The sequence below is a fragment of the Haladaptatus sp. HS23 genome (genome assembly GCF_056892285.1).
Map to the genome: position 1 here is coordinate 1 of NZ_JBXGLH010000018.1, position 19,108 is coordinate 19,108.

A 19,108-nucleotide genomic window follows, 5' to 3' on the forward strand; every position below is an offset into this window, starting at 1 on the left:
AACCACGGCGATTGATACCGCTCTCGACCAGCTATCTCTTCCAACAGTGAGCAACTACTTCTAATGTCTACTATAGCACCTCAACACCGTTTCGAACAGCTTCTTTTGTGAGAGAAACCGCATGACCTTCATGTTTTGTCTCGCGGATTGTATACCCATATTGTGTTCCCCGTTGTCGAATTGTATCGCGGTGATTCGCTGTGCCACTAGTTGGATTGGAAATAATCCAATGGTTAGTTGCGTTCAAGCATAGGGTGTCACTCGTCTCCTGGTCGTTTCCTGTCATTAGTGTTTGTTTGTATAGAACATCCCTGTGAACAGGTTCTCACGATTGGCGTGCGTACGCGAGTCGATTACAAGGAGCCAAGACTTGATTGTTGGCATTGGATGAGGTGAAAACCCCACATGAAATACAAGGTCGACACAGATGAGAAGACATTAATTTGACAGTCGGAGGAGTCTAAGGGAATGAACACTAATTGGACACAGAGACACACCGTTACACAATGAACCAGTTACAAGACTCGGGCAAGGACTTCATAGCAGATGTTGAGACTACTCTTTTGTTTAATCCAAGTAAGTCACAATATAACAAATGGAAAAGCGACGTCAATACTGTCGTTGTAGGGGTAGAGAACAACGTTGACGAAGAACAGTTTATTGAACTACCCATAGAATTTCAAGACACAGCCAAACTCTTTCGTTTTGGATTGGCTGGGGCACTAGAACACGATTATATTGCTGACAGTGAAACCGTAATGTGTGCTGCACAGCTCTTTAGTGATAGCACTGATTTATATACACGAATTGACGCTGATCGAAGCAAGACAAGCAACCTCTATGATTTCTTTTATCATTCGCGGGCAGAACAATCGGAGATCAAGGCCATACTTGAGTTAGCGATTGGATTAGGGAAAAGTGGACAGAAAGGAAAACCAGTCGGAGCCCTATTTTCGATCGGCGATGCAGGCACTGTGATGAACTCATCTCGCTCACTCTCATTCAATCCCTTTGATCAGTCCCACGTTCATGCTGGTGACCCAATCGTCAGTGTGATGTTAAAGGAATTCTCACGCCTTGACGGTGCGTTTGTTATTTCTGGTGCAGGGAAAATCGTGAGCGCCTATCAGTATCTCGAACCGTCGATTGATAACCTCGATATTCCAAAAGGACTGGGGACACGGCACAACGCAGCAGCCGCGATTACAGATGAAACAAAGGCGGTCACGATTGTTTTGAGTGAGGGAGATAGTCGTGTCCGGGGTTTCAAAAATGGAGATTTGATCTTCAACATCGATCCGAACCAATACTGATCTTCACCGGCTCACGATACCACTCCAAGAATATTCGAGACGGTCCAGCGCTCGGAACAGAACACCGAACTCGTGAACTTCCGCGAGAAGCGCGCCGAGAGCCAGCAAGTCGAATACAAGTATCTCGACGTCCTCGAGCACGCGAAGAACGTCGCCAAAACGAACGATGTGATGGGCGCACAGTTAGGCTATCGTGAAGTCGCAACACACTATAGCTGTGCGTTTCCGCGAGTCGGTCGGCCACGGTTCGATCCCGGTTGTTGGCGGAGAGCGAAGCACCACCGTGTCACTCAGTAGCCTACTGAGGAGCAGCCCGGCAATTTGGGTGTCTGTCGTCTTGCCTACATCAGCATACAGTTGTGCCAGGATAGTCGCAGTGGAGCCGACCGGTTCGATCCGGGAGAAGATCGGGCACCGGTTTCTAGTTCGCCGATTCGATGATGAATACGAAAGAGTCGAGAACGAGACTTACGTCATCGCTCACTCGCCGAGGTATGCCGTTCGAATGTACTCGTCTCCCTGGAGCACTCCCGGGTCACCTTCGCGCTCTATCGTACCGTTTTCCAGCAAGTAGACACGGTCAGCGTGGTTCATAGTGAACGTCACGTTCTGTTCGGCGAGCAATACGGTCACGCCAGAGTCCTGTATTGAGTCGAGTCCCGAACTGATATCTTGGAGAATAACAGGGGCGAGGCCGAGTGTCGGCTCATCAAGGATGAGTACATCAGGGTTACCCATGAGTGCTCGACCGATAGCGAGCATTTGTTGTTCGCCACCACTCATTGTCCGCGCGTTCTGGTCAGCGCGGTCAGCCAACGTCGGGAAGAGATCATAGACGAAATCGAGCCGGCTTTCAACGTCGTCTCGACGCCGATACGCGCCCAGTTCAAGATTATCCTCGACCGATAGATACCCGAAGAGGTCGCGACTCTCGGTGCAGTGAACAAGACCGGCTGCGACGAGGTCGGACGAAGACGTGTCCTTGACCTCCTGTCCGCGGTAGGTAACGTGTCCTCGGTAGTCGTGAAACCCGGAAATAGTCTCGACGAGGGTGGTTTTTCCGGCCCCGTTTGGTCCAATGACACCAACGATTTCTCCTTCGGAAACAGTTGCGGAGATGCCGCGAAGTGCGGCAACCTCACCGTAGGAGACGTGCGTATTCTCGACAGAAATGAGGTCACTCATACCGCTGTCCTCCCAAGATACGCTTCCTGAACGGTTTCGTTTTCACGAATCTCGTCGGGAGTCCCCTCTGCTATCTTCGAACCGAACTGGATGACTACCGCTCGGTCGATAAGCGAGAGGAGGCCACGCATGTTGTGGTCGACGATCACGAGTGTCATCCCTTCCTCCTGAAGAGAACGGAGAAGGCGGGACAGGTCGGTAACTTCTCCACTCGAGAGGCCCGCAAAAGGTTCGTCCACGAGGAGTAGGTCCGGTTCGGTCGCAAGCGCTCGCGCGAGTTCGAGTCGGAGCAGCCCGGCGTGTGGAAGTTCGTCGGGAAACTGTTCGACTCGATCGCCGAGTCCGACGCGGTTGCAGATTTCGGTTGCACGGGTGCGTGTCTGGCCACGGAGCCCCGAAAGTGAGAATATTCGGTTGGGAGCCAGTGCGAGGGCGATATTCTCCCGAACTGTCCGGTCATTGAGCGGCCGGAACGATTGGAACGTGCGTGCCAAGCCTCGCTTTACCATTTCGTAGGCCGGTTCACCTGTTACATCTTCGCCGCGATACCAGACAGTCCCGCTCGTCGGCGTGTGCGTCCCAGTGACACAGTCGAACGTCGTAGACTTCCCGGCACCATTCGGCCCGATGAACCCCAGTATCTCGCCTTCCTCTACGGTAATGGAGAGGTTGTCGACAGCAGTGAGGCCGCCGAACTCCTTCCGAAGGTTTTCGAGGACAAGGATACCATCCGAGGGTGCATGCTTAGCGTTCATCGCCTTCACCCCCGATAGCGTCAAATGTGTCCCTATAGGTATCAAGGGTCCGTTCGAGCGGGGTTTTCCCGCCGTCAGCGACCGGTTCCGGTTCGTCTCTCACGATGTCACGTCCCTGTTCAAGCCCCCAGCGAAGGACGCCACCAGGGAGGAAGAACAAGAGGCCGAGTGTGATGAGCGAAAACAACAGGAGATCCAGCGACGCGATCTGAACGTTTGCCACGGGAACGGTTGCGGTGACACCGGAAAGCCACTCACGAAAGAGACTGAAGAACAGTCCGCCAATAGCTGCACCCGTGATAGTACCCATTCCGCCGATGATACTCGCAATGATGACTTCGACGCTGACGCTCATCACGAGCAATTGACTCGGTTGAGGTTTTCCTACAGTGTGGACGAAGACGCCGCCGGCAAGCCCACCAACTGCCGCGGAGAGTACGAACGCGAAGATCTTGAACTTCGATGGATTGATTCCAGCAGCCGCCACCGCATCCTCGTCCTCTCGAATAGCGGTGAAAACCGCACCAGCATCCGAGCGCGTTACAGAGAGTAGAATACCGAGAATGAGAACGAACACACCAAATGCAATGTAGAAGTCCACGATAGTTTGGCCAGTAAATCCCGACACCGGCAGCAGTGGGTCCGGACTTGGAAGCCCGAGCTCGCCACCGAATGTACCGCTGAACACTATGAACAGCTGGAGGAGGATAAGCGGAGCAACGAGTGTGACGAGCGAAAGATATGGCCCTTCGAGACGGAGTGCAGGGACGCCAATGAGAATTCCTGCCAGTGCTGCGAGTGCGGTTCCTAACAGAACCGCCGCAATCGGTGGGACACCCAATTCGAGGTTCAATAGAGCGGAGCCATAGCCGCCAACTCCAAAGAAAAGAGCATGACCGAAGCTGATCTGTCCCGTGTAACCTGAAACAACGTCCCAACTCATGGCAAACATGGCAAAGAAGATCGCAGTCGTCAGCGTGACGACCCCAAGAAGGCCACGTCCCTCGCCGAGGAGACTCCGGAGCCAGAACGGTGCGAGGGCCAATAAGACGAGTGCGGCGATTCCAAGTTTGTATCGAGGAGCGAGCGACACGATATCGAATCCGTTTGAGCGTTGAACGTCTTCACTCATGGTATCACTCCACCAACTCCCGGCCGAACAGGCCCTCGGGTTTCACGAGTAGGATGACGACGAGAACGACTAGCGATGCCAACCCACTGAGACTCGAATCCACGTACGAAACCGTGAACACCTCTAAGAAACCGATGATGTACGCACCGATGAGACTCCCCCGAATGGAACCGATACCCCCGAGAACGACGATGGAGAACGAGAGGACGAGCGGTCCTCTGCCCATCGCCCATCCGGCGGTCTGGATCGATCCGAGGAACACTCCCGCAAGTCCAGCGAGCGCGCCAGCGATTGCCCAGGTAAAGAGGTACATCCGGTTGGTTTCGATCCCGACGAGCGATGCCCCACGCGTCGACATGCTGGTCGCGATTATCGCTTTGCCTGTTCGGGAGTAGTTTACGGTCAGGAAAAGGGCGCCGATGACGACCCACGAGAGTGTGAACGCCAACACTCGGTTCAATTGAATACCGCCCAGAACCGCGAGATGACCGCCGAGAAGGGATGGAATGGCCCGCGGTTGCGTTCCGACGAGTATCTTGACGGCTTCTTCGACGATGATAGCGGTCACGAGCGTGAGTATCATCACTGTGATGGGGTCGTGTTGTACACGTCGGATCAACACGAGGTACAGCATGGCTGCGAACGTACCTGAGACGACCAGAGCGGCGAGCGTAGCGACCCAAATGTTGGCGCCGAGTACCCCTGTGACGAAGTACGCCATGAACGCGCCAATAGTGATTATCGCACCGTGACTGAGGTTGAGAACGCCGCCGACGCCGAAGATGAGCGTGAACCCAATGGCGACGAGGGCATAGAGCGCGCTGATGAGTGTCGCGTTGACGACGGTGTTGAGTAGTCCGGACATGGCGACAAATCACATCCATGGCGGTTTTTTGTACGTCCCCGTGGCGATGTCGGATGGCCAGATCGCTTGCTGGGTACCGTTGCCGCTCTTTTTCTGCCACTGAAGCCAAACTGGCCATACGGTGTCTTTCCCATACACCACATCGTGAGGATACGTTTCGTTCTTTCCGTAGTACTTCAGCGTGCCTGTCGTTCCCGTGAACGTCGATGATTCGATCTCGGGGATGACGTCTGTGGCTTTCCGCGAATCAGCAGCTTCGACGGCTGCTGCATATTGCTTGATCGCATCAAATGTGATATATCCCGTATACACGGGATACTTGCCGTTCGCTTCCTTGTAACTTTCCGAGAACGGGACCGTCTTCTTGGTGATTTTCGATTGTGGAGTAGCCGAGTTCTGGGTGATTGCATACTGACAGGCACCATTTACCGAGCCGTAATAAGAGGGAAACTGCATGGGGACGTGGATACCGCCGAACTCAAACGGACGTTGTTGCTTCGCCCATTGAACAACTGCGGCCGTCCCTGTATGGGCCATGACGACAAATGCGGCGTCGGCACCGGAATTCTCGATGTCATCGTAGATGGGTGAGAAATCCTTTGTTCCGCTTGCGTACCGTTTACTGACCGGAACGTCAACGCCAGTCCCCGAAAGTTGTTCGGTGAGAACCTTCGTAACGGGTTTGGTCCACGCATAATCCTCCGCGAGTATAGCCACGGATTTCCATCCCATCGAGCCGAACTGCGCTTTCGCGAAGTCGACCATGTTCACGCCGAGGTAGTGTGAATTTACTGGGCCAGTTCGAAAGAAATATTTGTACTTTTCATAATCGTCCTTGACCATCGTGGTCGCCTCAGGTGTAGCCGCACCGGACCCCATATGGACGGTCTTTTGCTCTGCGATCGAGTCCATGATATTCAAGAGAACCTCGCTGGTGAATACTCCAGTCGTGAAATCGACGCTTTCGCCCACGGTAAGCTCCTGATATTTCGATTTCCCCGTTGATGGATCTTCCTTGGTGTCCTTGATTATGACCTCTACGTCCTTCCCGCTCACACCACCGTCCTCGTTGAGTTGTGTTTCGGCCAGCTTGGCTCCCCCTGCAATGGACTTACCGATAGGGTTTTTCGTCGGTTCAGGAGCAAGTACGCCAATCTTCACTGTCCCCGTCGGGCCACCACCGCTGCTTCCCAAACATCCTGCAAGGCCGGCAATACCTGCGGCGCTCGTCGCCTTCAACAATGACCGTCGTGTTGCCGAGTTGGGAATAGTACTTGTTTCTATTAACCCCTTTTTATCTTTATTGTGGGTACGTTTTGATGACTTTTGATTACCATTGTTAACCATGGTGTACCCGGACTATCGAAAAGATCCATATTAAATGTGCGGGTCGATAACAAGCATCAAATGGTCAATCCAAGATTGATCGCAATTTTTTGGTTCTGAATATCGGCGTCTTCATGAGTTTCCTCTAGCTAACTAACGACGATATCTTGCCCCCGATACTTGTACTCGTCTTCATCAGCAGTCTTCCCAGAAGACTTCGTCAACGCAAAGAACGACGGCTATCGGGTGATGGAGGAGATAGCCGAACGTGTGCCCGGTGTGAGCTACAAGGAATCGCGGACGGTGTCAGTCGACGATGCGATGGGCGTTGGTGGTCATCACATCGAGATCACGTTCGCCCACCCCGACCTCGCTGGGTGGATGCGCGCCCACGAAGCTAACGCGGGAGGGAACGGAGGGCGCTGATTAGAGCGTTGTACTCACGGGGGTTCGCAGAACCCCCTTTCGAACTACGCCACCACACGAGAGTCACACCGCATTGCCGGTGACACATAGTGGTAGTAGTGTGTTGGGTATGGTGGAGTGCGTCTATTTCTGCGAAACAGAGGGGGTCGCTCTCGCGATCCTCCTCTATTACAACGTTATAATTGATTACTCTCAATAACGACAGTCGAGAACGGGATGAGTGAGAACGTGCTGACGTGTTCCAGAGTAACCAGTCAGCAGTTGGGAGACACCGTCCAATCACTGGTTAGAAACGGTGTGCTAGATGAAGAGGATGGATTCAGCACGGACGGCGACATCACCTCTCCCTGTCCGGTATGGCTGAACTGGCGGGTCGGTCTGTCACGGATGCGGCCACGTGACAGCACGATCCGGAGTTCCAGTCGAACTCGCTGACAGGACCCAGAGCTAGTCGTCGGGGAGTTCGTCGGCGTGGTCGGGCATCGACTCAAGCAGCGGCCGGATGTCCTCGAACTGGGGACCTTTCTTCACCTCGTTGCTATCCCGGTTCCATTCAATCAACCCCATGTCCTCGAGCTTCGGTAAGTGGGCGTGAACCATCTGAATTTTGGGGAGATTTAAATCCTCGTCCTCGATGGTGACGTCGTCGGGAACCCGTGTATCGTCGTCCTGAGCATTCTGGTCGATCAAGGCAAGAAGGAGCCAGCGTCGATACCTGTTCGCGAGCACGTCCAGTACGTCGTTCAGTGAGAGTTCTGATGAGAGGCGTTCAGCGTTCACGATTCCCCCGCTTCGGTGAACCATAGGTCCCTGTTGAAGCCACGGAAGGGAAAGCGTGTGTATACGTCTTGAAGGTGTCTGCCCGACTCGAAGCTGACCCTTCTATTATACCATATGACTCGGCTCTTCGGCGAAACGATACGCTGTGATACCAGCGAAGTGTTTGATGGCTGCGCGGTTATGTGTCCGACGTACCATTCGGAGAACTTTCCGTCGATGTGATCGTTTTGAGGACGAAAATACGACCCATACCGTGTCGACACTCCTGACTTGCTTCCGAATCGCGGGACGGAGCGATCCTGTAATATCACCAACTGTCGGCATCCCGGCTCGATCGAAGTAATATCCGAACGGTGACGACGACTTTCGTTTGTCAACGATAATCAGATCATCAGGCGAATAGCCTTGATCGACGAACTTGGCAGCGGATTCAAATTCCCGTTTCTGGTGATTTGTAAACTGAAAACTATTCAAAGCGACGGCGTTGAGCAGGATAATCGCGAGCAGTACTGTCCGTACGTTGGGTCGTGGGATGAGTGCAGCACCACGAGCAAAGAGCAGATATAGCGCAATAGAACATCCGATCAAATATTTGGGAAAGAATATCGGTTGGATGAGATAGGAGAGAACGATTGCCAAGCAAGTAGGGACCAACAACCAACTCCAAAGGAATACTGATTTTTTCCGCGAGAGAAGGGAAGACGGGACGAACAACGCGCCACCAATGCCGATGAGAAGCCCGACCTGAACAGCAATACTCATCGGTGGGTGAGGATGTCGCACCGTGAAATGGGTGTATGCGGAGATGATATCATGCCAATTTGGTGGCGCAGGAATATGCTGTACCTGACTCCCACTCCCATAGGAATGCGGGATGAACACTTTCGCGGCAATCATTCCAACAGCTGGTGCAGCTCCGATTCCCACCGGGATGGCTATTCTTCCCACTTCTCGGATATAAGACCGCCAGTTTGCGGTGCCCGTCCACTCACCCCAGAGGAGGTAGAGGATTTGCGACCCAATAACGAAGAATCCAAACACGTGGGTGTATGCGAGAAGGATAGCCGAAATGATGTAGAGAGCCATCTCCTTGTTTTGCTTCGAGGTCAAATAGCGGAGTAAGCAGTAATACGATGCGACGGTGAGAAAAGCGAGAAGCGAATACATTCGCGCTTCCTGCGCAAAATAGATCTGGAAAGGGCTTACCGTCAGCATCAGCGCCGCAATTGCACCTACTTGAAACCCATACAGGCGCTTTCCGAGCGCATAGAGAACTGGAATCGAAGCGATGCTAAACGCTGCGGACAACATCCGCACCGCCCCCTCTTCGGTTCCACTAACGGAAATCCACGCTTTCAGCAGTATATAGTACAGCGGAAGGTGAGGTTGAGCTTTTGGGAGTTCAGTAACGAGTTCCGGGAACGTCATGGTGTGGATGAAGTACATTGTAATCGCCTCATCCAACCAGAAGCTGTCGAAGCCGATCGTATGAACCCGTAGAATGCCGCCCAATCCGACAGTCAGTGAAATGAATAAGATCTGATAATAGTCAGAATACTGTAAGTCAGCGTGTAGATCGCCAAGATTCATTCAGGAATAGTTTACAGGTATACGATTATCAATCCCCTGTTCTTCATCGTAATAGACATTCCACAGATTAATTATGGACTTGTTGATTGCTTTGACGGGTACTACAACAAGTCTAACTGCGCTTTCCCGTCTTGAGTCACCTAGAAATAAGACTGAAGCGGTGGTTCGTTCGGCAGTTCCGTCCGCCTTTTCTCACGCATGGCCAACACGGGAATCCATTCAGGCCGTCACAGTCGCAGTCTTCGGGTTCGGCATCAGCTTTGTCCTCCGATGAGAAGACTTTGAGCGTCCCGTCGTCGGTCACATTCTTGACGGCGGCCATGTGCTTGCAGAAGGCGGTGCGGTGGACGTTGTGAGGACACGTGCAGGCCATCAATTGTCGATAGAGGATTCAGGTATCTGGGTTTTTGAGCCCACATCCGCATCCTGTTCAGGATGTGTCTCTCGCATCCACCCGAGTGTAATACCTCCTGAGACGAACATCGCGATCGCCACGAGATAGAACGCAGCCTCCATTGAGACAAGATCAGCTGTTAGGCCGATTACGATGGCTCCGAATCCATACCCCGCGTCACGCCACATCCGATACACGCCAAGGCCAGTCGCTCGCCACGATGGGTGAGCAGCGTCACCCACGACAGTAATCAGGTTGGGATAGAGAAGCGCCATTCCGACACCGGTCACACTGGCGGTTATGAGCCAGAACCAATAGCCGTCGACGACTACTGTCGCGAGCACACCGATTCCGGCAATGAACATTCCAGTCACGACGGGTGGACGCCGACCAATGTCATCTGCGAGCTTCCCAGTGTATAATTGAAGAACGCCCCAGACACCTCCGTAGACACCGATAACGGTTCCAACTTCCACAACCGACAATCCAGCAGTCGTCAGGTAGAGGGGATATGCGATCCAGACCAGCGCATCGACGAATTTCTCGACGCTTCCCGCCTGCGATGCTGCGAACAATGTCTTATCACCCCATGTAGCACGTTTCAGTATCGATCGAAACGGAAGCTCAGCGTCCGTCTCGCTAGTCTGATTCTCAGCTTCGGCTTCTGCATAGGGAAGCGTCTCCTTCACAGACAGAACCGAGATAATGAGCGCGAATACGATAACACCTGCAAGGAAGTAGAAGGGAGCGGGTCGAAGTCCGTATTGTGCAGCGATGATGCCCGTGACCCATGCACCGATGGCGACCCCGCCGTACCCAAATGCTTCGTCAAGCCCGACGGCCAGCCCACGGGCATCGCTTCCGGCGAGATCGATCTTCGCATTGACGCTCATACTCCAAGTAAGTCCCTGATTAACACCGAGGAGAACGTTCCCGAGCGTGATCCACCACCAGTTTGGAGCATAGATCAGGATAACAGGAATGGGTAGTGCAACGAGCCACCCACCGATGAGAATCGGCTTGCGACCATACGATTCCGACCACTTCCCACCGTAGAGGTTAAGCAACGCTTTGACGAAGCCAAAACTCACTACGAACGATCCGATGACGAGTATCGATTCGACACCTAAAATATCCCGTCCAAGGACGGGGACAATGTTCCGCTCGGTACCGATCGTCAATCCGACAGCAAACACGATGAGGAGTTGGAGTGCAAATTGCGGCCAATTTCGTCGAATACCTTGCCTATAAGTCATAGAAAAAGGCTTAGTGATTAGTTTGCCGCGCAGTTGTTCGGGCCGAGTTCGAGGGATTCAACGTCGCCACCGGGCTGTTCTTTCCCCCAATTGATCTGCTTGATCTCGTTATAGTTCGCAGGTTCGTCGGCCAGACTGTCGACGATAGTTTCGACGAACGCGGTCTCGTCGTCTACCTCAACGTAGCTTAGGAGTTCGTTCGTCGTTTCTTCTTGGAGCTCACCAAGATCGGTGGCAAGTGGACGAACCATCTCGTCACTGAAGTGCCCGGGGAGGACGAGCGTTCCATCGTTATAGTTGGTGAGACGGTCGAGGCTGTCGAATAGCTTGCTCGCAGCTTCACGGACGGCATCTTCGGAGCTATCTTCGAGGTCGGGGCGACCAACGCTTCGGAGGAACAGGGTGTCCCCGGAGAGAAGCACGTCTCCGTACTCGAAAGAGACGCTACCGGGCGTGTGGCCAGGTGTATAGATGACATCGAGTGTTCGGTCACCGACAGAGATCGTGTCATCGTCTGTGAGTTTGGTTACACCATCGAGTTCTCCTGTATCCTCACCGTGGAGGTAGTACGGAACGTCGAGTTCGCCAGCGAGGCGACGAGCGCCGGAGACGTGGTCGGCGTGTGCGTGTGTGTCTGCAACGCCGACGATCTCAAGGTCGTTTTCGTCAGCGATGGCCAGATACTCCTCCATGTATTGGGTTGGATCGACGACGACCGCTTCGTCATCATCGTGAACGAGATAGGAGACACATCCCGTCCCAGGACGAATGGTCTGAATAACGCCATCAGCTGCTCCCAGGTCATACTGGCGGTGGACGCGCCCCCAGCCGTTCATTCCATTGTCGATGGATTCGGCGTCGTACCCATGTTCGCGGAGGAACTCGGCCGCGCGAGCGGACGTAATGCCAGCAACGCAGACGACTGCTATCTCTTCGTCCTCAGGAAGTTCGTCGAGGTGATCTTCGAGCGTGGAGTAATCGTACTCGAGAAGTTCGTCGTAGACTGGCACGTTCGCACTTCCCGGAATCTTCCATTCTTCGAAGTCCTCTTCGCGACGGACGTCGAGAACGAACAGCTCTTCGGCGTCATCGTCCTGTACACGCCGCGCAATCTCGGATGGGTCGAATTTGGTATTGCTCACTGTGCCCAATACTATGGGACACTATCCCTTAAATCCGTTGGATGCGGGTGCTTGTGAAGTGATAGTAAATATTCGACGCCCAAAAGGCAGCCACTACACACGTGAGTATAGACATTACCTTTATCTCTCAACCATGAGGTATCTCATCTCCTCAAACAGCCACTCAGTATTTCAAATACGACCCACAACTATCCCAGGATCTGCCCTGAGCGTTCGCTGGTCGGTGATCTCTGAAAACGTCAATTGGCGTGCCATGGATAGGGCTGAAGCGGTGGATAGTTCGGCAGTTCTGTCCGTCCCGTTCTTACACACGGCCAGCACGGGAAGCCACCGAGACCGTCACAGTCGCAGTTGTCGGGTTCGGCATCGGCTTCGTCCTCCGACGGGAAGCGCGTCTTCGCAAGTCGATTGTGACCCAATCGTTATGGTTCCTCAGTTCCGAGTTAGTAGTATTAGTAAGAACGAATCCGCACACGTCGACGCTCGGGAGTACATCCAGAGTGCCCGTGAGCGGGTTGAAGCGCGAGAAAATGGTGTTGCAGCCGAGAGCCTTACGGCTGTTGCAGCGCACGTTGCCAACCTCGAAGACTAGCGTTTTCAGCAAGACAGCTTCATCTTCGTTATTGTTTTACCGGAGACGGCTGAGTGTCATCGGACTGATCGACATCGCCAGTAAGGGGAATATCGTGTGAACGAAACAGCTCCTTTGCGTGTTCGAACTCTTGTTCAGTGAATGCAAAGTATCTGGAGGGGAGTCGGATACGTCGTTTATTGATATGACCGCCGTTCTGGTACTCTATGATGAATCGAGCATGTGTCCACCATGAGCCTTCAATGACCTCAATAGCAATAATCGAATCGAGGGGGAGGGTGTCAACTCGTCGGAATCCTCGGAGGTGATCCACGACATAGGCGAGAACGGCGATAAGCACAAAGAACCCCAAAAAGTACGGGAAGAGCTCTCGTCTATCGAATAGGATGTAATTGGCCATCCAAACCACGTAGACGATCATCAAACCGGTGAGAACGAGTCCACGGGTCGAGGACTTCGCTTCCTCATAGTAGTGTTTCAATTGGTCAATGTAGCTCTCCTCGAGTCGCAGCTCACTTTCGGAGATGTAACACCTCCCTCGCTTCGTCCTGAAACTACCCACAGCAGACCAATACAAACGTCAGGTGAAAAATCTTTAGTGCGCAAATGTACTCGAAGTCATGAAATCGTTTGAATTCTACATGACAAGTAAGATTGTGGAGGGGCTTGGGTGGCCACGTCGGACGGCGTATGAGGTGTTGAATGGGCTTGCAGAGGAAGGAGAGATTCGAAAGAAGAGACCCAAGGCGCGTCGGGTCATCTAGGTTCGAATAGAATAGCAATCGTTCGTTGGTATGGGTGGTCGCAATATAGTGGGAGGGTAGCACTCTCAAACAAAAGAAGCCATTCAGAGCGTGATCTACATACGGTCTCGATTAAGTGAATCATTTGTATTCCTCGTTGGGACGTAGAGCAATTCACTCTCACCATCATCATAATCACTCTCAGGACCACCGATGATGAGATCTAATTCGCGGGTAATACCCCCGACCTTGATTGTCTTCGGAGAGCATCCATCATGTCCGAATTCATGGCTCTGTTGAAACTCTCGACAGAGGATACGAAGCGCGTGCTTAATACAGCGGATGAACGCAGCACGAAGGCCACGGTCTATTCGACAGAAAGAGTAGGGTCGATGAAGCGTGGAGTCAGGGGAGGTTCGCGATCAACTCACGATAGTCGTCATCTGGCCACGCTTTCAATGTTTCTGAGGTAACATTTCCAAGCTGACCTACTTTAAGTACCGCCTTCCCTGCGGCGTCGTCGTCTGGGAACTCACAGATGGACACGAGGTCGTATGCACCCATCGTGAGGTAGACCCCTTGTTCTTCGCCACCCACTGATTCGACGAGTTCAATGAACGCGTCGTAGCGGTCTGGACTATCCTTTATGTTTTCTATTCCTTGTTCGGTGTAATTAAACAGGATGATGTACGTTGGCATTGTTTTTCCCCTCGCGTTAATCGCACTTCTTCTGCTACCGCCCCGACCCACTACGTCATGAACGCTCTGTCCTATTACGGGGGGACCCACGTTAAGTATTCACACAGTTAATAGAGGTATGAGCGATTACCACTGCTCCCAGTGCGAGAAACGCACTCTCTATTCAGCACGACACCTGAAACCGATCATTGCCCAATAGTACCAACAAGGCGGAATTCATTTTATTCCTCGCCGGTCTCGAATGCGAGGACAACATCAACGTCGCTCTCTCGTGTGACTTCCTTCATCGGGTTCACAAAACGTCCCGTGAGCCACGCACTGCAAAGGCGACCCTCGTTGACTTCGAGTGCATCTCGGATTTGTGGCCACGTTGGTTTGCGTTCGTTATTGCCCATTGCAGTGGGGTATCGATAATTGGTTACTGTGTTGCAGGTACCAAGTCGCGATGCTGGAATCAGATATCGATTTCCTCACCATCGGTTTCGATGCGGTAGCTGTAAGAGTCGAGTTCGCGCCCAGTTTCGTCTCCGAGAGTGTCCTGCAGGACGTCCGTGGTAGTGGAGTGTGCTTCTGCTCTTATCTTCGGGTATCTTATCACCTATTCAACTGTGACTTCTACATGATATTTACCAGATCGACGCTGCTGACATCTAAGATATCATCAGACCTGGTGCGAGTATTCCCACGGATAACCTCACTCCCCGACATTGGTTAGTATACTAACTTTCGGATGGCCGCCCGCAGAGTTAAGGCGGACAGGTGTGACACCGCGAACGATGCCTGAATGTGTCCGCTGCAAGCAGCCAGCCGACCTTGAAGTCACCCTGACGACCCCGGACGGACCAGAACACAAAGCCGCCATCTGCGAACGTTGTTTTTGCTCGAAAGAGACTGACCCAAGGGACTTTTTTCCTACCGAGATTGTCAGGAATTGCCAGGGGCTGCAACTCGATGGCCTCGATAGCCCCGCCTAAGCCTCTGTGCGCGTGCGTATCGTTGGTTAGCTACAAAACTGGACAGCCGAAAATCAACACACACCACTACGTAATGCTGCTTGTGGATCTATCATGGATCGTATGGAGTCAGATACTGGCCGGAGGCGGCGATCGTCGTCCCTTCGGATGAAGGATGCGCTGGATGATTCCATCAATGTCTGGGTCAGGCACCTCCTCGGGCTCGTCGGATGGGTAATATGGGATGGGCATGGATTTGTACTCAAAGGAGTAGTACAACAGCAACCCTAATAATTATATGGTATTATTATGTAGAATTTGTGTGAGCCATCAATCACCATAAACAAAACTACGTGAATATCATCAAGCAACTAATGAGTAAGAATCGGAGCGAGGTGACTCATTGGAAGCTGGCGTTCAACAAGCCCTGTCGGTAACAGGTTCAATACCAGGGATTAAGAGAGGCAATGAGCAGCTACAAATCGCGTGCTTGGACGGTTTTACGATCGTTTTCTTCAGCCCGTCGGGCGGCGTCTTCGAGGACTGAAGCGACTTCGTCGTCGAGTGCATCGTAGAAGTCACTCGCCACATTGTGTCCTTCGAGCTGTCCTTTCACTGCTGCTTTGACAATCAAATCAGCCATACAAGCGTTCTGACGGTATAATACTACAAAAGACCAGTGGCAGAATAGTTGAGAAAAGACGACTAATTCGGATCGCTGGTGACGAAATCTCTCGGGTGATTCGTTAGTCCGCGTTTCCGGCAGTCACCGCTCGGCGGATCGCTGGTACGTTTGGCATCGAGACGACGAAAGAGGACACCTAAGAGAGTGACGACGCACTCAGATTCACTAACTCTGTCGATGACAGTTTTTGAAACCGTGCTGAATAGAGAGTGCGTATCAGGTACGAGGGAGACAGAGTTTGTTCGGTATAGAAAAAGAACTTAACGATGTCTGCCATTTATCGGAATATGGCTACTAAGAACCGCTCAGGATTGTTATTTAACCTTCCACGGGCAGTATTCACGTTCAGCCTCGCATTTCTCGTCGTTCTCTCTGACATGCTGGTTTTCCATCTAGTCGGAATCACGACCTTGCAAGGCATCATTGAGCAGACTATTATCCTCGGTTTAGGGCTCTATCTTGGTAACACTCTTCTCGCGATATTTGGACCTGGAATTCAAATTTGAGTACGAAGTCCGCACACTTACTGAACGACGATTTGCCACTGGCTGGTACAAACGAGATCTGCCTGCGGAATACAACTTCTGTTTGCAGCATGCTCCTCTTGGCAGATGGAAGGGGTTTCAACAGAGCTTGAATTGCCTTATTACTTGGTAGGTTCCTCCAAGAATTGGCATGGACTCGATTCGATTGCTCCGGCGTAATCATCGTACGATTCGACGGCTATATTCGTGGCTAACACACCGGAGCGAAGACGACACACACTCATCACTCGTGATTCCTCCCCGAGGTCAAGCCTCGGGGCATCCGCGCTGTATTTTCTGTGAAATAGACCGGGTTCACATAGGTGGCGATTCCATCCGGGTCGTAGCTGCCTTCGAGAAGGTGCGCAACGTAGATACAGACCGTCTAATCAGTTTCCAGCCCTTTTGTCGCCATATTGAATAGACGCGACGTTCAAGAGGATTCCATGACCAACCTCATCTACTTCATCAACTCATCACTCGACGGCTACATCGCCGACGAGAACGGCAACTTCGACTGGACAGAGCCATCTGAGGACGCGCATGCCTTCTTCAACGACTTCCAACGATCGGTCGACACTTCCCTTATCGGCCGTCGCATGTATGAGATGATGAGGGTGTGGGACACCTTTCTCCTCGACGACCTCTCCGAGGTAGAACGCGAGTTCGCCGAGGCGTGGCGGGATACCAACAAGGTCGTCTACTCAACCACCCTGGACACCGTGCCGGAACCGCGGACCCGCCTGGAGCGGACGTTCGACCCCGAAGTGGTACAGGCCATGAAAGACCAAGCCGACCGCGACCTGTCCATCGGTGGCGCCAGCCTCGCCGCCGAGGCCATCCGGGCAGGTCTAGTCGACCGGTATGTACTGCGCTTGGTCCCGACGATCGTCGGTGGGGGAACCCGAGCCCTCCCCGACGCAGCGCGGGTCGACCTCGCGCTCAACACGACACGTCGTTTCGACGACGGCTCCGTCCTAATCGACTACAGCCTCCGATAACCAAATCGACTCCCTAAACAGGCAGCTGGATAGACCACCAGTCAGATCAACGGAACTGATCACCTTCACCTGTAAACTACGCGGGGCTATCTACCGGCCAATCCGCGAGCATCGGCCGTGCAACATATACGCTTTCGATTCAGCAGCGTTACTGAAACACATCACCGATTGGGGAGTTTCAACACGGCCGTTGCTCAGTGTTTTTCAACCGAACGACGCTAAACTAGACTCGGTATACTGGCCTAACTCTCCCTCAATATCCGATTCACGCCATCCAAGTGGCGACAACACACTTACTGCTGCACGAATCAACAACTCCCGATAAAATCCAGTAATCGCCTGGTTCGATACAAGGCGAGACGAATCCCACGCTAACGCTGAAACCAGAAACAACGTACAAAATTTCGTGGACCGATCTCGATGGAGTTGAACACCGACTACAAATCCTCGATGCCAATGACAAGGTCCTCGAACAGACGAAGGATGGTGAGGAACGCGGGGAGACGAAATCGGTCACGTTCACCGCAACGCGGCAAATGAAGCAATACCGCTGTAAGTATCATCCAACATCGATGCGGGGGAAGGTCAAACAGTAGAGCGAGTCAGACGCTCGCTTTCGGCCCTTTCAATGAAATCGGTCGCTACTATTCAGGCGCAGTTCCAGTTGATTCGCTCTTGATTGTAACGCCCCGATACACGACAATCCCCAAGAAGAGCAGTTCGATGATCTTGGTCAGAACACCAATCGGTTCGAACAACTCTTCGGTTCCGACGACTGGCAAGCCAATCGTCCCGTGCACGACGTACGCGACAATCGCACTGATTGCAATGAGCGCACCAAGGATCCAGCCCCACTCTTGGTCACGATAGATCCCCATTGTAGCCACGACGGTACCGACAAATTCGGCGACGAACGATCCTCCCAGATAGGTGGCTTCCTCGAAATGCTCCGGCGCTAACCACAAGTGGATAAGCCCCGAGAGCAGGATGAGTACAATCCCGACACCAACAGCTGCTCTCATGGACGTCCTCTGATTTCGAGGTGCCATTAGTAGGTGCTTGTGGTTGTCTTCTCAGTCTTTTTCTCGTCTTCTTCCTCGATTTTCGAGCCGTCTGGTGCAACAACGTACCAAACATCACCGACTTCCTGTCCCTTCGCGTCTCCCGGCTTTTTGTCGGGAGTATAGTAATAGAGTGGATGCCCAGCAACCGTTACTTGCATCGACCCGTCTTTGCGTTTCGTCGTACCGAGCGACGCCGTCACGCCATCACCTGCTGACGGTGATCCCTTCACTGTAAGCGGTGGCCACGTTTGCGCACAGGAGTCGTAACACGTGCTCATACTCTTCTTGTCATTCGTGAAGAGGTACAACGTCATCTGATCTGGTCCGACCAGCAACTTCCCGTACTCATCGTGGCTTGAGACCGAGACAGTTGCTTTACCACCCCCATTCATAGCGGTCGTAGTTGTGGAGGTATTTTCCTTCGAGCTGGTCGTCGATGTGTTCGCCTCTGAAGTAGTCGTTGACGTTGTCGTACTGGATGCCGAATTATCATTCGTTGACGTGCAACCAGCGATTGCTCCCAGGGCCCCTGTACTTGCTATCATCCGGAGGTAGGTGCGTCGATGTACCATCACCGACTGTACTCAGATGACGGCAAAAACGATTTTCCGAACTCTTTCCAAACACTCTCCAAACTCTTTCCAAACTCTGTGCGATGAGGTATTCGTCCCACATCGATGAAG

General features: G+C 52.7%; 23 protein-coding genes. 6 read left to right on the forward strand and 17 right to left on the reverse strand.

The window, feature by feature from the left end; translation table 11 throughout:
* Positions 1-506: 506 nt before the first annotated feature.
* The gene (locus tag AC1XDK_RS26940) at positions 507-1,313 is read left to right on the forward strand and encodes a diadenylate cyclase domain-containing protein (RefSeq protein ID WP_483353103.1); all 807 of its coding nucleotides are present in this window, start codon (positions 507-509) and stop codon (positions 1,311-1,313) included.
* A 72-nt stretch (positions 1,314-1,385) separates the two neighbouring features.
* Positions 1,386-1,610 carry a hypothetical protein gene (locus AC1XDK_RS26945; RefSeq protein ID WP_483353104.1) on the forward strand — a complete coding sequence of 75 codons (225 nt, stop codon included), beginning with the start codon at positions 1,386-1,388 and terminating at the stop codon, positions 1,608-1,610.
* A gap of 183 nt (positions 1,611-1,793) precedes the next feature.
* Here the strand turns inward: AC1XDK_RS26945 and AC1XDK_RS26950 are convergent, their stop codons facing one another.
* Genes AC1XDK_RS26950 through AC1XDK_RS26970 form a run of 5 tightly spaced genes read right to left on the reverse strand, consistent with a single transcriptional unit; the run spans position 1,794 to position 6,489 of the window.
* Positions 1,794-2,498, reverse strand: a complete 705-nt coding sequence (locus tag AC1XDK_RS26950) for an ABC transporter ATP-binding protein (RefSeq protein ID WP_483353105.1) — start codon at positions 2,496-2,498, stop codon at positions 1,794-1,796.
* Positions 2,495-3,253, reverse strand: a complete 759-nt coding sequence (locus tag AC1XDK_RS26955; RefSeq protein WP_483353106.1) for an ABC transporter ATP-binding protein — start codon at positions 3,251-3,253, stop codon at positions 2,495-2,497. Before AC1XDK_RS26955 ends, AC1XDK_RS26950 begins: the two co-directional genes overlap by 4 nt.
* Entirely contained in the window at positions 3,243-4,385 is a 1,143-nt protein-coding gene (locus AC1XDK_RS26960; RefSeq protein ID WP_483353107.1) for a branched-chain amino acid ABC transporter permease, read from the reverse strand. Before AC1XDK_RS26960 ends, AC1XDK_RS26955 begins: the two co-directional genes overlap by 11 nt.
* 4 nt (positions 4,386-4,389) lie before the next feature.
* Complete coding sequence (locus tag AC1XDK_RS26965) at positions 4,390-5,250, reverse strand: branched-chain amino acid ABC transporter permease (protein WP_483353108.1); 861 nt, start codon at positions 5,248-5,250, stop codon at positions 4,390-4,392.
* 9 nt (positions 5,251-5,259) lie between these two features.
* Positions 5,260-6,489 (reverse strand): ABC transporter substrate-binding protein, encoded by a 1,230-nt coding sequence (locus AC1XDK_RS26970; RefSeq protein ID WP_483353109.1) that lies wholly within the window; start codon positions 6,487-6,489, stop codon positions 5,260-5,262.
* A 267-nt stretch (positions 6,490-6,756) separates the two neighbouring features.
* Between AC1XDK_RS26970 and AC1XDK_RS26975 the strand changes: the two genes are divergently transcribed.
* Positions 6,757-7,002: a hypothetical protein gene (locus AC1XDK_RS26975; protein WP_483353110.1), complete on the forward strand. Its 246-nt coding sequence runs from the start codon at positions 6,757-6,759 to the stop codon at positions 7,000-7,002.
* A gap of 447 nt (positions 7,003-7,449) precedes the next feature.
* On the opposite strand, the gene AC1XDK_RS26980 is transcribed toward AC1XDK_RS26975, so the two are convergent.
* From AC1XDK_RS26980 to AC1XDK_RS27025, 10 genes are all read right to left on the reverse strand, one after another.
* Positions 7,450-7,806 carry an ArsR family transcriptional regulator gene (locus AC1XDK_RS26980; protein ID WP_483353111.1) on the reverse strand — a complete coding sequence of 119 codons (357 nt, stop codon included), beginning with the start codon at positions 7,804-7,806 and terminating at the stop codon, positions 7,450-7,452.
* 81 nt (positions 7,807-7,887) lie between these two features.
* On the reverse strand, positions 7,888-9,372 hold the full coding sequence (locus tag AC1XDK_RS26985) for a glycosyltransferase family 39 protein (protein WP_483353112.1): 1,485 nt from the start codon (positions 9,370-9,372) through the stop codon (positions 7,888-7,890).
* Positions 9,373-9,508: 136 nt separating this feature from the next.
* Positions 9,509-9,745 carry an SWIM zinc finger family protein gene (locus AC1XDK_RS26990; RefSeq protein ID WP_483353113.1) on the reverse strand — a complete coding sequence of 79 codons (237 nt, stop codon included), beginning with the start codon at positions 9,743-9,745 and terminating at the stop codon, positions 9,509-9,511.
* Positions 9,745-11,022, reverse strand: a complete 1,278-nt coding sequence (locus AC1XDK_RS26995) for an MFS transporter (protein WP_483353114.1) — start codon at positions 11,020-11,022, stop codon at positions 9,745-9,747. The genes AC1XDK_RS26990 and AC1XDK_RS26995 overlap by 1 nt, the downstream gene beginning before the upstream one ends.
* Positions 11,023-11,039: 17 nt before the next feature.
* Positions 11,040-12,164, reverse strand: coding sequence for an MBL fold metallo-hydrolase (locus AC1XDK_RS27000; RefSeq protein ID WP_483353115.1), 1,125 nt, complete (start codon positions 12,162-12,164; stop codon positions 11,040-11,042).
* A 620-nt stretch (positions 12,165-12,784) separates the two neighbouring features.
* Positions 12,785-13,318, reverse strand: a complete 534-nt coding sequence (locus AC1XDK_RS27005) for a hypothetical protein (protein WP_483353116.1) — start codon at positions 13,316-13,318, stop codon at positions 12,785-12,787.
* A 586-nt stretch (positions 13,319-13,904) separates the two neighbouring features.
* Positions 13,905-14,198: a GYD domain-containing protein gene (locus AC1XDK_RS27010; protein ID WP_483353117.1), complete on the reverse strand. Its 294-nt coding sequence runs from the start codon at positions 14,196-14,198 to the stop codon at positions 13,905-13,907.
* Between the two features lie 221 nt (positions 14,199-14,419).
* Positions 14,420-14,593, reverse strand: a complete 174-nt coding sequence (locus AC1XDK_RS27015) for a hypothetical protein (RefSeq protein WP_483353118.1) — start codon at positions 14,591-14,593, stop codon at positions 14,420-14,422.
* A gap of 59 nt (positions 14,594-14,652) precedes the next feature.
* Positions 14,653-14,796, reverse strand: a complete 144-nt coding sequence (locus AC1XDK_RS27020) for a DUF8139 family protein (RefSeq protein ID WP_483353119.1) — start codon at positions 14,794-14,796, stop codon at positions 14,653-14,655.
* 830 nt (positions 14,797-15,626) lie between these two features.
* Positions 15,627-15,794, reverse strand: coding sequence for a DUF1931 domain-containing protein (locus AC1XDK_RS27025; protein ID WP_483353120.1), 168 nt, complete (start codon positions 15,792-15,794; stop codon positions 15,627-15,629).
* Between the two features lie 329 nt (positions 15,795-16,123).
* On the opposite strand from AC1XDK_RS27025, the gene AC1XDK_RS27030 reads away from it, so the two are divergent.
* The 3 genes from AC1XDK_RS27030 (at position 16,124) to AC1XDK_RS27040 (ending at position 17,957) form a co-directional block, all read left to right on the forward strand.
* Complete coding sequence (locus AC1XDK_RS27030) at positions 16,124-16,342, forward strand: hypothetical protein (protein ID WP_483353121.1); 219 nt, start codon at positions 16,124-16,126, stop codon at positions 16,340-16,342.
* Between the two features lie 434 nt (positions 16,343-16,776).
* Complete coding sequence (locus AC1XDK_RS27035; protein WP_483353122.1) at positions 16,777-17,361, forward strand: dihydrofolate reductase family protein; 585 nt, start codon at positions 16,777-16,779, stop codon at positions 17,359-17,361.
* 401 nt (positions 17,362-17,762) lie between these two features.
* Positions 17,763-17,957: a cupredoxin domain-containing protein gene (locus tag AC1XDK_RS27040; RefSeq protein ID WP_483353167.1), complete on the forward strand. Its 195-nt coding sequence runs from the start codon at positions 17,763-17,765 to the stop codon at positions 17,955-17,957.
* Between the two features lie 48 nt (positions 17,958-18,005).
* On the opposite strand, the gene AC1XDK_RS27045 is transcribed toward AC1XDK_RS27040, so the two are convergent.
* Positions 18,006-18,383, reverse strand: a complete 378-nt coding sequence (locus AC1XDK_RS27045; protein ID WP_483353123.1) for a DUF7475 family protein — start codon at positions 18,381-18,383, stop codon at positions 18,006-18,008.
* A 26-nt stretch (positions 18,384-18,409) separates the two neighbouring features.
* Positions 18,410-18,997 carry a COG4315 family predicted lipoprotein gene (locus tag AC1XDK_RS27050; RefSeq protein ID WP_483353124.1) on the reverse strand — a complete coding sequence of 196 codons (588 nt, stop codon included), beginning with the start codon at positions 18,995-18,997 and terminating at the stop codon, positions 18,410-18,412.
* Positions 18,998-19,108 lie beyond the last annotated feature (111 nt).

Coding starts and splice junctions, on each gene's coding strand:
- AC1XDK_RS27010 (WP_483353117.1), bottom strand. CDS start 14,198: ATGCCAACGTACATCATCCTGTTTAATTACACCGAACAAGGAATAGAA.
- AC1XDK_RS26960 (WP_483353107.1), bottom strand. CDS start 4,385: ATGAGTGAAGACGTTCAACGCTCAAACGGATTCGATATCGTGTCGCTC.
- AC1XDK_RS26995 (WP_483353114.1), bottom strand. CDS start 11,022: ATGACTTATAGGCAAGGTATTCGACGAAATTGGCCGCAATTTGCACTC.
- AC1XDK_RS27050 (WP_483353124.1), bottom strand. CDS start 18,997: ATGGTACATCGACGCACCTACCTCCGGATGATAGCAAGTACAGGGGCC.
- AC1XDK_RS27045 (WP_483353123.1), bottom strand. CDS start 18,383: ATGAGAGCAGCTGTTGGTGTCGGGATTGTACTCATCCTGCTCTCGGGG.
- AC1XDK_RS26950 (WP_483353105.1), bottom strand. CDS start 2,498: ATGAGTGACCTCATTTCTGTCGAGAATACGCACGTCTCCTACGGTGAG.
- AC1XDK_RS26940 (WP_483353103.1), top strand. CDS start 507: ATGAACCAGTTACAAGACTCGGGCAAGGACTTCATAGCAGATGTTGAG.
- AC1XDK_RS26955 (WP_483353106.1), bottom strand. CDS start 3,253: ATGAACGCTAAGCATGCACCCTCGGATGGTATCCTTGTCCTCGAAAAC.
- AC1XDK_RS26990 (WP_483353113.1), bottom strand. CDS start 9,745: ATGGCCTGCACGTGTCCTCACAACGTCCACCGCACCGCCTTCTGCAAG.
- AC1XDK_RS26965 (WP_483353108.1), bottom strand. CDS start 5,250: ATGTCCGGACTACTCAACACCGTCGTCAACGCGACACTCATCAGCGCG.
- AC1XDK_RS27030 (WP_483353121.1), top strand. CDS start 16,124: ATGGCTACTAAGAACCGCTCAGGATTGTTATTTAACCTTCCACGGGCA.
- AC1XDK_RS27015 (WP_483353118.1), bottom strand. CDS start 14,593: ATGGGCAATAACGAACGCAAACCAACGTGGCCACAAATCCGAGATGCA.
- AC1XDK_RS27025 (WP_483353120.1), bottom strand. CDS start 15,794: ATGGCTGATTTGATTGTCAAAGCAGCAGTGAAAGGACAGCTCGAAGGA.
- AC1XDK_RS26985 (WP_483353112.1), bottom strand. CDS start 9,372: ATGAATCTTGGCGATCTACACGCTGACTTACAGTATTCTGACTATTAT.
- AC1XDK_RS26980 (WP_483353111.1), bottom strand. CDS start 7,806: ATGGTTCACCGAAGCGGGGGAATCGTGAACGCTGAACGCCTCTCATCA.